The 15137-nt window shown below is 42.6% G+C and carries 13 protein-coding genes; 2 read left to right on the top strand and 11 right to left on the bottom strand.

Features of this window, described 5'->3' with window-relative positions; all coding sequences use genetic code 11:
* Positions 1–22 precede the first annotated feature (22 nt).
* The 5 genes from fkpB to murJ form a co-directional block, all read right to left on the bottom strand.
* On the bottom strand, positions 23–454 hold the full coding sequence (fkpB, locus tag EYW48_RS03645) for an FKBP-type peptidyl-prolyl cis-trans isomerase (RefSeq protein ID WP_171980859.1): 432 nt from the start codon (positions 452–454) through the stop codon (positions 23–25).
* A gap of 167 nt (positions 455–621) precedes the next feature.
* Entirely contained in the window at positions 622–1128 is a 507-nt protein-coding gene (gene lspA, locus EYW48_RS03640; RefSeq protein ID WP_277431867.1) for a signal peptidase II, read from the bottom strand.
* A 17-nt stretch (positions 1129–1145) separates the two neighbouring features.
* On the bottom strand, positions 1146–3986 hold the full coding sequence (ileS, locus tag EYW48_RS03635) for an isoleucine--tRNA ligase (protein WP_277431866.1): 2841 nt from the start codon (positions 3984–3986) through the stop codon (positions 1146–1148).
* Positions 3987–4048: 62 nt separating this feature from the next.
* A complete protein-coding gene (gene ribF, locus EYW48_RS03630; RefSeq protein ID WP_176246533.1) occupies positions 4049–4984 on the bottom strand; it encodes a bifunctional riboflavin kinase/FAD synthetase in 936 nt (311 codons plus the stop codon).
* A 71-nt stretch (positions 4985–5055) separates the two neighbouring features.
* A complete protein-coding gene (murJ, locus tag EYW48_RS03625) occupies positions 5056–6618 on the bottom strand; it encodes a murein biosynthesis integral membrane protein MurJ (RefSeq protein WP_053311232.1) in 1563 nt (520 codons plus the stop codon).
* A 257-nt stretch (positions 6619–6875) separates the two neighbouring features.
* Here murJ and rpsT point away from each other — a divergent pair, with 257 nt between their 5' ends.
* Positions 6876–7136, top strand: coding sequence for a 30S ribosomal protein S20 (gene rpsT, locus EYW48_RS03620; RefSeq protein WP_053311233.1), 261 nt, complete (start codon positions 6876–6878; stop codon positions 7134–7136).
* A gap of 163 nt (positions 7137–7299) precedes the next feature.
* On the opposite strand, the gene EYW48_RS03615 is transcribed toward rpsT, so the two are convergent.
* Together EYW48_RS03615 and nhaR are read right to left on the bottom strand one after the other, a co-directional pair.
* Positions 7300–7593: a metalloregulator ArsR/SmtB family transcription factor gene (locus EYW48_RS03615; protein WP_053311234.1), complete on the bottom strand. Its 294-nt coding sequence runs from the start codon at positions 7591–7593 to the stop codon at positions 7300–7302.
* Positions 7594–7866: 273 nt separating this feature from the next.
* Positions 7867–8757 carry a transcriptional activator NhaR gene (nhaR, locus tag EYW48_RS03610; protein ID WP_053311235.1) on the bottom strand — a complete coding sequence of 297 codons (891 nt, stop codon included), beginning with the start codon at positions 8755–8757 and terminating at the stop codon, positions 7867–7869.
* Between the two features lie 387 nt (positions 8758–9144).
* On the opposite strand from nhaR, the gene EYW48_RS03605 reads away from it, so the two are divergent.
* Positions 9145–10293, top strand: coding sequence for a Na/Pi symporter (locus EYW48_RS03605; protein ID WP_053311236.1), 1149 nt, complete (start codon positions 9145–9147; stop codon positions 10291–10293).
* 76 nt (positions 10294–10369) lie between these two features.
* Here the strand turns inward: EYW48_RS03605 and EYW48_RS03600 are convergent, their stop codons facing one another.
* From EYW48_RS03600 to ptsP, 4 genes are read right to left on the bottom strand one after another with little or no spacing between them, the layout of a single operon-like run.
* On the bottom strand, positions 10370–11221 hold the full coding sequence (locus EYW48_RS03600) for a thymidylate synthase (RefSeq protein WP_176312217.1): 852 nt from the start codon (positions 11219–11221) through the stop codon (positions 10370–10372).
* A gap of 9 nt (positions 11222–11230) precedes the next feature.
* A complete protein-coding gene (lgt, locus tag EYW48_RS03595) occupies positions 11231–12043 on the bottom strand; it encodes a prolipoprotein diacylglyceryl transferase (protein ID WP_176246951.1) in 813 nt (270 codons plus the stop codon).
* 45 nt (positions 12044–12088) lie between these two features.
* Positions 12089–12880 (bottom strand): sulfite exporter TauE/SafE family protein, encoded by a 792-nt coding sequence (locus EYW48_RS03590; protein ID WP_176312919.1) that lies wholly within the window; start codon positions 12878–12880, stop codon positions 12089–12091.
* Positions 12881–12888: 8 nt separating this feature from the next.
* A complete protein-coding gene (ptsP, locus tag EYW48_RS03585) occupies positions 12889–15135 on the bottom strand; it encodes a phosphoenolpyruvate--protein phosphotransferase (protein WP_171979534.1) in 2247 nt (748 codons plus the stop codon).
* Between the last annotated feature and the right edge of the window lie 2 nt (positions 15136–15137).

Below are 15137 nucleotides of genomic sequence, written 5' to 3'. Positions count from 1 at the left end.
TTGTTTACTACGATTGGTATAATTATTCTACAGACAAGATTTCAACATCAAAAATGACATCTTGCCCAGCCAGTGGGTGGTTAAAATCAACCGTCACAGAGTCACCCGCAATCGCCGTAATAATACCGGGAATTTCCATCCCATCGCGGCCGCTGAATGCCATGATGGTGCCTACTTCAACTTCGGCATCACCAACAAATTTAGCGCGATCCATGTAGTGAATATTGTCTGGATTTGGCAGACCAAATGCGTCTTCCGCACTAAGCTCAATTGACTTTGATTCGCCAGCACTAAGGTTAAATAAGCACTGTTCAAAGTTTTCACTCAAACTGCCATCACCAATCACTAATTTAGCTGGTTTCCCCATGTTATGAGTACTATCAGCGACAGAGCCATCTTTTAATTTAATGGTGAAATGTAGGGTCACCGCACTATCTTGCTTTATCGTCGTCACGTTACGTCTCTTATTATTGATGGAAGAAATCAGCGTCATACTCAAGTATCGAATACACTAAGATACGCTCATTCCATACCGATATTATTTTAGATACGAAGAGTAAACAAAAAGCGCCACCTGAATCAACAGACAGCGCTTAGGGTTATTCAATTTTCTGTCGATACTTACTTTGCATCGTCTTTTTTACGAAAACCATCCAAGATGATCATCGCTGCACCAATACAAATAGTACTGTCTGCTATGTTAAATGCCGGCCAATGATAATTACCCCAGAAAAAATCAAGATAATCAACAACAAAACCGTGCACCACGCGGTCAAAGACGTTACCGATTGCACCACCAATAATCATCGCATATGCAATGTTGTTCCACTTTTCTCGCGCTGGCAGTTTACTCATCCAGAACGTCAGTAAAGCGGTAACTACAAAGGCAATACCTGTAAACAGCCAACGTTGCCAACCAGCTTGATCACTTAAAAAACTAAATGCAGCGCCGTAATTATGCACATACAACAGGTTAAAAAACGGTAGAACCTCAATGCGATTCTCCCAGCCATAACCCATGTTTTCCATCACCAGCAATTTAACGCCAACGTCAACGGTAAACACCAGCAGCGCTAGCCATAGCCAGCGCACACCCGATTGTTTTAATGTAAGCGTCTGCTCTGTCATATTGAATCCCAATATTATTAAGCGAACTTACGCACTTCGCCTTCACCATCAAGGTTTGACACGCAGCGACCACAAATAGTTTCGTGACCAACAATAGTGCCAACATCCGGAGTGTGATGCCAACAACGATCACACTTTTCAGCTTCTGTTGCGTTAACTTGAACAAACAAACCTTCGATATCAGCCGCATGAGCCGCTGCTGTTTTTTCACTAACAGGCTTAACTTCAGCTTTTGAAGTCAGCAGCACAAAGCGCAGCTCATCTTCCAATTTGTTGATTTTTGCCGCCAGTGCATCGTCAGCATAAAGTGTCACTTCAGCTTGCAATGCACCACCGATGATTTTCTCTTTACGAGCATCTTCAAGTAATTTGTTTACTGCACCACGAATACTTTGGATTTCAGCCCAAAATTCGTTGTTCAACTCTTCGCCTTCAGCAAGGTCAAACAGACCTTGATACCATTCACCCGTGAAAACAAACTTATCACGTGCACCAGGCATTTCATTCCAGATTTCATCTGCGGTGAATGACATGATTGGCGCCATCCAACGAACCAAAGCTTCTACAATGTAGTAAAGCGCTGTTTGGCAGCTACGTTGAGCATGACCACCCAATTTCGCTGTGTATTGACGGTCTTTAATGACATCAAGGTAGAATGAACCCATTTCGATAGAGCAGAAGTGCATTAAGCGCTGAGTCACACCATGCGTATTATACTCTTCGTAAGCTTTTACGATTTCTTGTTGAGCTGCAAATGCACGACCAACAGCCCAGCGATCGAGCGCTACCATTTCTTCTGCTGGAACCAAATCTGTTTCTGGGTTGAAACCGTTCAAGTTCGCTAGGAAGAAACGTGCTGTGTTACGGATACGACGATAGGCATCCGCAGAGCGTTTTAGGATTTCATCAGAAACCGCAACTTCACCAGTGTAATCAGTAGAAGCAACCCATAGACGCAAAATATCAGCGCCCAACTTATTAGTCACATCTTTTGGTGAAACCACGTTACCAATAGATTTTGACATCTTACGGCCGTTGCCATCAACCACGAAACCATGAGTTAACACTTGCTTGTATGGCGCTTCATCTTTCATCGCAATCGATGAAATTAACGACGATTGGAACCAACCACGGTGTTGGTCAGAGCCTTCGAGGTACAAATCAGCAGAATGACCGTTGAACTCTTCGCGAGAATCGACCACCGAGTAGTGAGTCACACCAGAGTCAAACCATACGTCTAAGGTATCTAGCACTTTTTCATATTTAGCTGCATCTTCTGCGCCCATAAGATCAGCGGCATCGAGATCCCACCATGCTTGAATACCTTTCTCTTCTACCAACTTCGCTACTTTTTCGATAAGCGCTGGGCTATCTGGATGTAGTTCTGCGGTTTCTTTATGTACAAACAGAGCGATAGGTACGCCCCAAGTACGTTGGCGAGAAATACACCATTCAGGGCGACCTTCAATCATACCTTCAATGCGGCTTTGACCCCATTCTGGCATCCATTGAACACCTTTGATTGACTCAAGTGCTTTTGCACGCAAGCCAGCTTGATCCATTGAGATGAACCATTGCGGTGTTGCACGGAAGATGATTGGCGTTTTGTGTCTCCAACAATGTGGGTAGCTGTGCTCATAAGCGTGATGATGCAACAACGCCCCTTTCTCTTTTAAAACCTCTAAAACAGACTCGTTGGCTTTAAATACATGTTGACCTGCAAATAGCTCAGTGTCTGGCAAATAAACACCATTAGAACCAACAGGGTTTGCTACTTCAAGGTTATACTGTTTACCAACAATAAAGTCTTCTTGACCGTGGCCTGGTGCCGTGTGAACCACACCTGTACCTGAATCGGTAGTAACGTGATCACCAAGGATCGCAGGAACTGTAAAGTTATAAAATGGGTGATTGAACTGAATAAGTTCAAGATCTGCACCTTTGGCAAATCCAAGGTTATGGAAATGCTCAATACCAGCACGGTCCATTACACTTTTCGCGAGTTCAGAAGCAACGATAAGACGCTGTTGCTGCTGTTCACCTTTCGCTTCAACTTGGATCAATACGTATTCGAGATCATCACGCAGACACACAGCGCGGTTCGCTGGCAGTGTCCAAGGTGTTGTCGTCCAAATAACAATAGAAATATCACCCTGACCAGCATGATCATTTGCTAACGTGAATTTTTCTAGCAAAGCGGATTCATCAGCGGCAGTAAATTTTACATCGATAGAAGGCGATACTTTATCTTTGTATTCAACTTCCGCTTCAGCCAATGCCGAACCACAGTCCGTACACCAGTGAACAGGTTTGAAACCTTTAAATAAGTGCCCGTTGTCAGCAATTTTACCTAATGCGCGGATGATATTCGCTTCTGTGTCGAAATCCATGGTGCGGTACGGTTTGTCCCACTCACCCATGATTCCTAGTCGCTTGAAGCTTTCTTTCTGACCTTCAACTTGACCGGCCGCATACTTACGACATTCGTCCCGAAATTCAGAAGCAGAAATTTTCTGACCAGGTTTCCCCTTCTTCTTTTCGACCATTAATTCAATCGGCAGACCATGACAGTCCCAGCCAGGAACATATGGCGCATCAAAACCAGAAAGGGTTTTTGATTTAATAATAATGTCTTTAAGAATCTTATTTAGTGCGTGACCAATGTGAATATCGCCATTCGCATAAGGAGGGCCGTCGTGCAGTACGAAAGATTTTTTACCTTTCTTAGCTTTACGGATTTCACCGTAAAGATCTTCTTTGTACCAACGCTCAAGCATTTCTGGCTCACGATTTGCCAGATTGCCACGCATTGGAAACCCTGTTTCAGGTAAGTTCAGGGTATCTTTATAATCACTCATCGATTCTTAATTCCGTTATATTGGGCGAAGTTAGACATTATTTAATCGGTGGAATAATCCGATTAATTCTTTAGCTGATGCAACCACACCCTTGCAGCATCAGCATCCAATTCAATTTGTTGCTTTAACGCTTCGAACGATTCAAATTTCTTTTCATCTCGAAGCTTATGTAAAAGTGCCACTTCTAACTGTTTACCATATAAATTGGCATGAAAGTCAAATAAGTGCACTTCAAGTTGCTGACGAACCCCATTGACTGTCGGCCTTTGACCAATATTGGCGACACCGCCAATTGGCTGCTCACCAAGACCAAAAGCCTTAACGACATAAACACCAGAGACTGGTGAAACGCAACGTTTTAATGGAATATTCGCTGTGGGAAAACCAATGGTTCTTCCCAACTTTCGGCCATGAGAAACACGGCCGCTGATACTATAATCTCGACCCAGCATTTGAGCGGCCGATTTAAGATCATCACCTGCTAGAGCATCTCGGATAGCAGTACTGCTCACACGAAATTGCTGTAAACAAAAACTTTGGGTACTGACAACTTCAAAGCCAAATTTAAGTCCGGCTTGTTGCAGCATCGCAAAATTTCCCTGACGGTTTTTACCAAAGCAAAAATCGTCACCAACCACCAGAAACTTAACACCCAACTGAGCAACCAACAAGTCACGAATAAAGACTTCCGCATCCAAGTTAGCAAAATGATGGTTAAAATTCACACACAATAAGCGATCAATAGACAATTTACCCAATTGTACAAACTTGTCACGTAGTCGTGTTAACCGAGCGGGGGCATTTTGCTTAGCAAATAATTCCAACGGTTGAGGTTCAAACGTCATTACCACCGAGGGAAAACCTAATAGCTGAGCTTTTTCAGATACTTGGTTCAACACTTGCTGATGCCCTAAATGAACACCATCAAAGTTGCCGATGGTTAATACACAACCATTATGCTGTGATTTAATATTATGAATGCCGCGGATCAATTCCATTGGAAAATGCTTAAAACCTATAATTCTCGATTAACAAGGTGCGAAACCGACGGATTATATACTAATCATCGTTAATCTGTCGCCGCTTTTAAATCTTTTGGCCTTATGCCAAGTACGAATAGACTGACCAAGTAACTCATGGCGCCCATGATAATTAACATCATTAATGTCATAGCTCGTTGGGTTAAATCCCACTCTAACCATTGGCTCATTTCATCAAGTTGCCAAATAATTACCGCCACCATTGCCGCACCAGCTATCACTAAACGGATAATAAAACTGATCGTTTTCATCGTCACTTGGTAAACACCCTGCTGGTGCAATCCTCGGTATAGCAGTGCCATATTGATAAAAGCAGAGAGCGAAGTCGCTAACGCTAAGCCAACATAGCTTAAATGCCATGCTAACATCGCATTAAATACCATGTTCGACACCATAGCGATAATGCCATACCGCACTGGTGTTTTCGTATCTTGACGCGAGTAATAGCCCGGCGCGAGTACTTTGATCAACATAAAACTAATCAAGCCCAAACCAAATGCATATAGCGATAGCGCCGTTTGATTGACATCATTTGGCGAGAATTCACCCCGCATAAACAGCACCATCAGCATTGGCTTAGCCAGTACGATCAACCCAAGCATGGCAGGGATACCAAGTAAACAGACCATGCGCACCCCCCAATCCATCGTTTGAGAAAAGCCTTCACGGTGTGAATCAACATGCTTACGCGACAACGCAGGTAAAATCACCGTTGCAATAGCAATACCGAAAAGACCTAACGGGAACTCAAGTAAGCGGTCAGAATAGTAAAGCCAACTAATTGAGCCTGTCTGTAAAAAGCTGGCAATGAAAGTATCAAGCAATAAGTTGATTTGGCTGACCGACACACCAAACAGCGCAGGTAGCATTAAGGTGCGAATTTTTACGACACCGGGTTCATTCCATCCCCATTTTGGTCGTACAAATAAACCCGCTTTAACCAAAAATGGAATTTGGAATAGAAACTGAACCAGGCCACCAAGAAAAACACCGATCGCCAATCCGATTTCAGGCTGCTGCAATTGCGGTGAAATAAACCAAGCAGAACCGATGATCATTACGTTCAAAAAAACAGGTGTAAAAGACGAAACTGCAAATTTACCTAGCGTATTAAGGATCGCCCCAGACAAGGCAACAAAGGTAATAAACCACAAATATGGGAAAGTAATTTTGAGCAGCAGGCTAGCTAACTCAAATTTATGAGCATCAGGTCCATCATTTAGCCAATCTAGAAACCACCCTGCGCCAAACAATGCCGTCACTGCGCCAGAACATAGGATGCCCACTAAGGTCACTAGAGTGACGATAACTCCTAGCGTTCCTGATGCTTTGGCAATCAATTCGCGGGTCTTATTGATATCACCAGAGGCATGATACTCCGTTAATACCGGAACAAAAGCTTGCGAGAATGCGCCCTCGGCAAACAATCGACGTAAAAAATTAGGAATTTTATTAGCAAAGAAAAATACATCGGCACTCGCACCAGCCCCCATTAAATTCGCAACAACCACATCACGAACTAGGCCCAACACACGAGAAATCAACGTCATAGCACTGACAATCATGCCAGATTTAAGTAGGCGTTTGCTCACTGTTACCTCGGAAAACACACCAAAACATCATTATCCTTCACCAGACATAAGGAATGTCAGCGAGAGAGCAGATAAGTATTAGCATTGGAAAAAAAATACTGTTAGAATCCACGCATCTTAACCGCGATGACCTTCCTATACCAAAATTTGTTTGGCCTAGAACGGTTTTTGCACAAATCATTTGACAATTGAGAGCAAATGCGGGATATTCCCGGCCCTTAAATTGTCACCGAACTAAGTTTTTGGGAGTTAGACCCTTGGCAAATAGTAAATCTGCTAAGAAGCGCGCTATCCAAGCTGAGAAACGTCGTCAGCACAATGCTAGCCGTCGTTCTATGATGCGCACTTACATGAAGAAAACCATCGCAGCTATCGCAGCTGGCGATAAAGAAGCTGCAACTGCTGCATTTGCTGCAGTTACACCAATCCTAGACCGTATGGCGACTAAAGGCCTTGTTCACAAGAACAAAGCTGCACGTCATAAGTCTCGTTTCGCAGCAGCAATCAAAGCTCTATAATTTAGACTTGATTCCAAGCGAATAAAAACCGGCTAACGCCGGTTTTTTTATATCTGTACAAAATACACCGCCCAAAAATAAAGCATTTACTCTAAAATAAACATAAAAAAATCCGAACAATGCCAATGCATCGTATCGGATTCGGCCATTATTTATTTAATAGTTACTTACAATATAAACCGTGTAATAGTTCAATCATTGCTTTAACCTCGTCACTACTCAATGTGTAGTAGACTGTCTGTGCTTCTTTTCTCGTGTCAACAAGACCATCTCTTCGGAGCCAAGCTAAATGTTGAGAAAGAGCAGATTGACTCAGCTCTAATTTGCCACACAGTTCACCAACAGATAATTCTTGATTATGTAGTAGGCACAAAATCTGTAAACGTCTTTCATTAGCCATGGCTTTTAACAACACAACGGCTTTGGCGGAATTTTTTTCCATTTCTTGTAGGTTCATGAGTAAGCCCCCTTGGAACAACTTCTTACATCAAACACATCACAAGTTTGCATATCTCCAAACCTAACAGGCTATTGGTTACATAGGTGAGGCAAGCGCTCACTATATAGTATTAGTTTTTATTCCGCTTACGACTGCGATCATTCAATTAAAATTTTCATAAAAGCAATAGAGGCGTCTAACCCGTTTAGTTTGGTATTGCTTGGCAAGCGATAACTAATAGTTTTGGTGGATGGTGTGATAGTAATCTATTTATCATCAGTAATAAAATGGTCATGCAAACAATTTACTAAAATCTGCGTCACAAACATTTTTCACCGCTGGATGTTGTATCATCCTTTCGGCAAAAATAACGTAGTACTCTTCTTTCAAATCATCAATTTGGCCAATTAATTGCAGCGGAAGATCATCACCAACTTCATTCATATACAGTGAAGGCGCGAGGAAAATAGCATCATGGTGATAACGAGCAAAAGCTTTCATTAGTGCGACATCATCAAATTCACCAAGAATATTCGGCTGCAAGCCTTGACGATCAAACCACTGTAGAACATTGCGCCCCATCGCGGTTCGGCTACCGGGGATCAATAGCTTTCTTTGCTCTAAAATCGCAGGAAAAGAGGCATCACCTAAATGACCAGAGCAGAAAAAACTCATGGGGCTTTCTCCCAGCTTCTTACTAAACAGCCCAGGGCTTTGACTTGAATTAACCGGACAATCCGAGAGGATCATATCCAGCTTATGTTGTGAAAGTTGCTCTAGTAACATTTCATGAGTCGACTCAAAACAGCGTAAGTGGATACTATTATCCTCCGGCACTGTCGTTAGTAATATCTTACTCACTAAACGTTTAGATAACGCATCTGCAACGCCAACATCAAATAATAAATTAGAACGTTGGCTATAATTTACAATATCGAGCATTTCATAGCTCAAGCCAAACATCCGATCGGCATACTTAAACACCAACTGGCCTAACTCGGTTGGTTCAATGCTTCTTCCATTACGCTTAGTAAGCTTGCCATCCATACGCTCTTCAAATGCTTTTATTTGCCCGGTTACCGTTTGAGGTGTAAGGAACAAAGCCTCTGCTGCTTTAGTTACTGAGCCTTGTTTGCATACCATCCAAAAATAGTAAAGATGATTGTAATTGAGGTGAGACATGACTAGGTACTCGATACGATTAATGCAGCGTTTATATCAAACTCAGCATTGATGTTCAATAAACTCGAAAAAACCGAAATGTAAATACAATTAGTTATAGTATAACCGATTAATTTCAATTTTAAGATGACAATAACGCAATCAACATACTGAAAAAAATTACTATTTATGATACTAATCACACACGTTTACAACTCTAAATAAAGCAATATTTTCAATTGGTTAGATCAATAAAACATCATCAAAACACAAGCTACTGCCGATATAAGTATTAAAATAATCAATATCAATATTTCTGTCATATTAATGAAATATTTCCACTCTACTATCGCTTTCAGATTCAACAACAGACCGCATGATGTAATAAATAGGTCAATGGAGAAAATGATGATTAACCAAGCGACTACTACTGCCGCACCGATTTCGAGTACCACTCGTTGGTTGCGTTGGGCGAACTTGGCATTCATGCTTTACTTACTGTTACTTGCCGTAGCAATGGTGGGTAGTGGCTTCAAATGGGCAACAGGAGATCAAGCAAAGGTTCTTTTTGAATTTGCTTCGCATCCAATCGCGGGGTTGATGATAGGCTTAGTTGCAACAGCGCTGATTCAATCTTCAAGCACAGTAACCTCTATAATTGTCGGTCTTGTGGCTGGTGGCTTGCCTGTCGAGACAGCCATTCCAATGGTCATGGGTGCAAACATTGGTACGACAGTGACTAACACACTTGTTAGCCTTGGCCATGTTCGCTGCCAACAAGAATTCAAACGTGCTTTTGCTAGCGCAACCATTCATGACTTCTTTAACCTATTAGCCGTACTCATTTTCCTACCGTTAGAAATGATGTTTGGTATTTTAGAGAAAATTTCACACTGGTTAGTTTCACCGTTACTGGCAACTGGTGATATGAGCATGAAAGGCCTTGACTTCATAAAGCCAATAACAAAACCAGTCGTCAGCGGCTTACAATCTCAGCTATCTGTGTTTGGTGACACCATTGGTGGTATCGCACTTATTGTACTTGGTATCGCAACGATCTTTGTTGCTATCACTGCCATGGGCAAACTAATGAAAAGCTTAATGGTCGGTCGAGCTAAAGAATTGCTAAAGAATGCGATCGGCCGTGGGCCACTACACGGTATTCTTTCAGGTTCAATTGTAACCGTATTAGTGCAATCTTCATCCACAACAACAAGCCTAATGGTACCTTTAGTCGGAACTGGTGTACTAAAAGTTCGTGATGTATACCCATTCACGTTAGGTGCAAATATTGGTACTTGTATTACAGCGCTACTCGCGGCTACTGCGGTATCTGGTGAGTTCGCCGTGTTTGCCTTACAAATTGCACTGGTACACTTAACCTTTAATATTCTGGCCACCGTAGTAATTTACGGTATTCCATTCTTACGTGAGCTGCCGATTAAAGGCGCTGAAAAAATCGCGGAGATGGCAACTAAGAATAAAGCAGTTGTGGCGGGTTACTTAATTTCGGTCTTCATCGTTATGCCTGGATCAATACTGGCACTGACCGCTTAAACGAAAAATTGGTGAAGTAAAAAATCCCCGCAACGCTATCCGCTGCGGGGATTTTTTTATTTATTAGCTGAAATGATTACACAGAGAACGGATATTGTATCGCTTCATGGCATTGGTACCCTTCCACCCAGAAATCATCCAATGTCACCCACGTTTCTAAGTCTCGCAATGAAGTGATTTTTGGGTTGATATGAAACTGGGCAGGAGTAAGTGGTTCACGCTTCAACTGAACATCACGCATTAACTCTAGTTGATCTTCGTAAATGTGAGCATTCACTATTTTGTGATATGCCACCCCCGCCTTTTTCCCCGTAATTTGCGCCATAATCGCAAGAAAAACGTAGACCTGTACCATATTGAAGTTCAAACCTAAAGGAACATCACAAGAGCGTTGAGTACTGTTGAGATACAGAGTATCGCCTAGAAGTGAAAAATGGTGGCTATACATGCAAGGACGCAAACACCCCATATGAAACTCACCAGGGTTGTAAAAATTGAGAATTTCGCCCCGGTCATCAACACCACGAGTTAAGTCATCAACAATTTTACGCAGTTGATCCACATGCCCGCCATCAGGTTTTGCCCATGCTCGACCTTGAACTCCATACACTCGACCCATATCGTCTTGCCCTTTGCGGTATGGGTTGTTCAACCAGGCTTCGTTAAGGTTTGCATTTGCATCCCAAGTTTTGGTACCCAATTTACGGAAATCCTCAGCGTTATCATAGCCACGAATATAACCAAGCAGCTCTGCAACCGCCGCTTTCCAAAAACTTTTGCGGGTTGTCACCAAAGGAAAGTGATTATTGCCAACATCATAAGTAAGATCTGCATTAACCACCGTTAAACACCGCTTTCCGGTACGCTCATTTTCAATCCAAATTCCGTCGTCTACGATTCGACGACAAAGATCTAAATACTGTTTCACTCTAATTCCTTACTTAGCGATTGCATCTTTGTAGTGGCCACGCTTGTAAGCCCAAACCATCATCAACACTCCCAGAATCACCATAGGCAGAGATAGAATTTGCCCCATGGATATAAACCCACCAAATAAACCTAATTGCGCGTCCGGCTCACGTACATATTCAACAAGAAAGCGAAATGTACCATATCCAGCTAAAAATAGTCCGGAAACCGACCCTAGTGGCCGTGGCCTCTTGATAAACCAGTTAAGGATAAAGAATAAGACAATCCCTTCTAGGGCCATTTCATACAACTGAGATGGGTGACGTGGCACTGGCCCACCATTTGGGAAGACTATCGCCCAAGGCACATCCGTAACTCTGCCCCACAATTCACTGTTCATAAAATTACCTAATCGCCCCATACCAAGCCCAAATGGCACTAATGGTGCAATAAAATCAGCAACCCCAAAGAAAGTGCGACCATTTTTCTTCGCATACCAGAACATCGCACTAATCACACCTAATAGACCACCGTGAAAAGACATACCTCCTGTCCAAACTTTAAAAAGATAAAGTGGATCATCGAGGAACAATTCAAAGTTATAGAAAAGTACGTAGCCAATACGACCACCGACAACTACTCCTAGAAAACCAGCAAAAAGAAGATCAGAGACTTGTTCTCGAGTCCAGCCGCTGTTTGGTTTGTCCGCGCGACGATTCGCTAACCACATAGCAAACACAAAACCGACTAAATACATCAAGCCATACCAACGAATGGAGATTGGCCCAATGGCAATTAAAACGGGGTCAATATTAGGAAATTGAATAAAACCCTGAGACATAAATGCGCTCTCTTATTAAGCAAGTAATAGATAAATGATGACTGATTACAGCAGCATGGTTACCGCTATGCACATAAGGAAAATGGAGAATATTTTTTTCAAGACCACTGTAGGCAATTGACTCGCATAACGGGCACCTATTCTGGTCGTAAAAATAGAGGTTGAGGCAATAGCGACCAATGCTGGCAAATAAACATACCCCAGACTGTACTGAGGAAGATTTTCAACTTGGTAACCATGTAAGATAAAACCTATCATCCCAGAGATAGCAATAACACAGCCACACACCGAAGACGAACCAACCGCTTTACGCATTTCAACACCATGGCGGTTTAAAAATGGCACAGATAAAGACCCCCCACCAATACCAGCCAAGCTAGATACAACACCAATACCACCACCGCATAACATTGTCACCCACGCATTAGGCATGCTACGTGAGGTGGTCGCTTTGATCGATAGAAACATTTGTATCGCGAGGAAAAAAACAATCACACCAAACACTTTAGGAAGATATTGAGTCGGAATAAGTTCAGCGACAATTGAGCCCAGAAAACCACCAACAATGACACCAGGCATCAACCATTTCACGACAAACATATCTACGTTGCCCAGTTTAAGATGGTTTAGGGCGGATGATCCTGAAGTAACAATGATGGTCGCGAGTGATGTAGCCAAAGCAAGGTGCATGCTCAATTCAGGAGCAATGCCCGCTATAGGAAGCAAAAACAACAGCGCAGGAACAACAATTAACCCACCACCGATGCCGAGTAACCCAGCCATAAAACCAACAACAGAGCCCAACAACAAGAGCAAAGACAACAACTCAAAATTCACATCGGTTCCTATTTTTTACCAGCACGGATAAAGCCAGCAAAACCTTTATTTTCAAAATATGAATGCATCATATTATAGATATCATTACCATAAGGTTGCATCAGCGCTTTGTCAGCAAGTGCTTTTAAATGTTTAGATTGAGAATGACGTACCAGATACTTCACTTTAGCCACATTAGACGTATTCATACTTAGCGTCTCATACCCCAAACCAATCAGCAGTAGCGATCCAATAGGATCCCCAGCCAACTCACCACACACACAAACAGGAATATTATGTAGCTTACAGGTATCATGAATTTGCTTCAGTGCTAGCACAACTGCGGGATGCATCGATTCATAGACATCAGCAACATGGGCATTGTTCCGATCCACAGCTAATAAATATTGTGTTAAATCATTGGTTCCAACCGAGACAAAATCGATCTTCTTCGCGATTAGTGGGAGTAGATAGATCATCGATGGCACTTCAATCATAATGCCAATTTGTGGCATTACAATTCGCTCATCAACAGCAGAGACTTCTCGGTACGCCTGATGGATAAGGTGCAGTGCATCATCTAGCTCTTTTGCTCCCGAGACCATGGGTAACAAAATACTTAAGTTTTGATGATCAATACTGGCGCGCATCATCGCGCGCAGTTGAATTAAGAAAATATCGGGATGATCTAAAGTAAAACGAATACCGCGCCACCCTAAAAATGGGTTGTCTTCTTCGATCGGCAAGTATGGTAATGGTTTATCGCCACCGATATCTAAGGTTCGCATCACGACTCGTTTATCAGGGTACGCATTAAGAACACTACGATACTGTTGCAACTGTTCATCTTCAGAAGGAAAACGATGCTGCAATAAAAAGGAGATTTCGGTTCGATATAAGCCGACACCATCAACACCTTGATTAATAGCAATATTGGTGTCGGCGCTCAACCCTGAATTAAGCAATAATTCAATGCGCTGGCCATCTAAGGTCACAGGTGCTTCGGCAATGGTTTCATTCACCATTTTGGAAAGCTCTGTTTCTTCATCCGCTAAAGCACGATATTCAGCTAACAGTTGTCGATTAGGCGCAATGAATATTTTGCCACTATAGCCATCAACGATCCCTTGCTTACCATTAATCTCTTTAAGATTAAGCGATACTCCCATCACGGCAGGAATACCCAGTGCACGTGACAGAATCGCCGCATGCGAGTTAGCCGCCCCTTCGATAGAAACCACTGCGAGAAGTTTATCTTTGGGAATGGAAGCTAAAATTGAGGCGGTTAGTTCTCGTACCACCAAAATAATTGGCTTATCCAACTGCTGTTGATCATGTTCACTATTATGCAAAAAGAATAACAGACGCTGCCCAAGCTCACGAATATCTTGCGCCCTTTCGCGCAAGTACACGTCCGACATTCTGGCAAATCGGTTTGAATAGGTCTCGACCACTTGTCTTAACGCCCAATCGGCGCGATCACCTTTTTGGATCTGACCTTTAAGGTCACTGCGTAACATCGGATCGTTTAATAAGTGGGTAAAAAGATCAAAGATAGCTAAAGCATCTTTATTGATTTCGCTATCTAATTTTTTTCTCAGCCGACGAAAATCACTAAGCGCATTTTCAATCGCTAGTAAAAGCCATTCTTGTTCACGGTCAATATCTAACGTAGAAGCCGGATAAACCTCAGATAACTGAGGTTGAGTGTTATCCCACCAAAACTCGCCAATCGCGACACCAGAAGACGCAGCAACACCCGTCGTTGCTAATTGATTCTTTGAAAGTAACCACTGCCCTTGTGTTTGGGCATGAGCAATAATAACCGCCACTTGGGCGGCCAGAGTCACAATAAAGGACTCTTCCATTTCACTAAATAAACGGGGAGATTTTTGCTGGACCACCAGCACGCCAAGTACTCGCTTACGGTGGATAATCGGCGTGCCAAGAAAGCTGTGATAAACCTCTTCACCCAACTCTTTGACATATTTGAAATTAGGATGCTTCGACGCTTCAGCAAGGTTGATTAGCTCAGCTGAGCGCTTAACTAAACCAACCAACCCCTCATCAAAACCGAGATGAATTTTATCGCCTTTGAATTTTAAGCCTTGTGTGGCCATCAATTCTAAGCGCTGCTTTTCTTCATTAGCAAGATAGACAGTGCAACACTCTGTACTCATTGCATTGCACGTTTGCTTAACCAAAATATCCAACGCTTGATAAACGTTTTCTAGCTTAGATACTTGTTCAACTATTTCCCTTAGCTGAGAGAGCATGT

It is taken from the genome of Vibrio sp. 1180_3 (assembly GCF_029478545.1).
GTDB lineage: Bacteria > Pseudomonadota > Gammaproteobacteria > Enterobacterales > Vibrionaceae > Vibrio > Vibrio aestuarianus.
This window is presented reverse-complemented; position numbering and strand designations above follow the sequence as displayed.

What these genes read in the sequence shown, in the direction of transcription:
- lspA (WP_277431867.1), bottom strand. Translation starts at nt 1,128, where the DNA reads ATGACAGAGCAGACGCTTACATTAAAACAATCGGGTGTGCGCTGGCTA.
- ileS (WP_277431866.1), bottom strand. Translation starts at nt 3,986, where the DNA reads ATGAGTGATTATAAAGATACCCTGAACTTACCTGAAACAGGGTTTCCA.
- ribF (WP_176246533.1), bottom strand. Translation starts at nt 4,984, where the DNA reads ATGGAATTGATCCGCGGCATTCATAATATTAAATCACAGCATAATGGT.
- EYW48_RS03615 (WP_053311234.1), bottom strand. Translation starts at nt 7,593, where the DNA reads ATGAACCTACAAGAAATGGAAAAAAATTCCGCCAAAGCCGTTGTGTTG.
- nhaR (WP_053311235.1), bottom strand. Translation starts at nt 8,757, where the DNA reads ATGTCTCACCTCAATTACAATCATCTTTACTATTTTTGGATGGTATGC.
- EYW48_RS03605 (WP_053311236.1), top strand. Translation starts at nt 9,145, where the DNA reads ATGATTAACCAAGCGACTACTACTGCCGCACCGATTTCGAGTACCACT.
- lgt (WP_176246951.1), bottom strand. Translation starts at nt 12,043, where the DNA reads ATGTCTCAGGGTTTTATTCAATTTCCTAATATTGACCCCGTTTTAATT.
- ptsP (WP_171979534.1), bottom strand. Translation starts at nt 15,135, where the DNA reads ATGCTCTCTCAGCTAAGGGAAATAGTTGAACAAGTATCTAAGCTAGAA.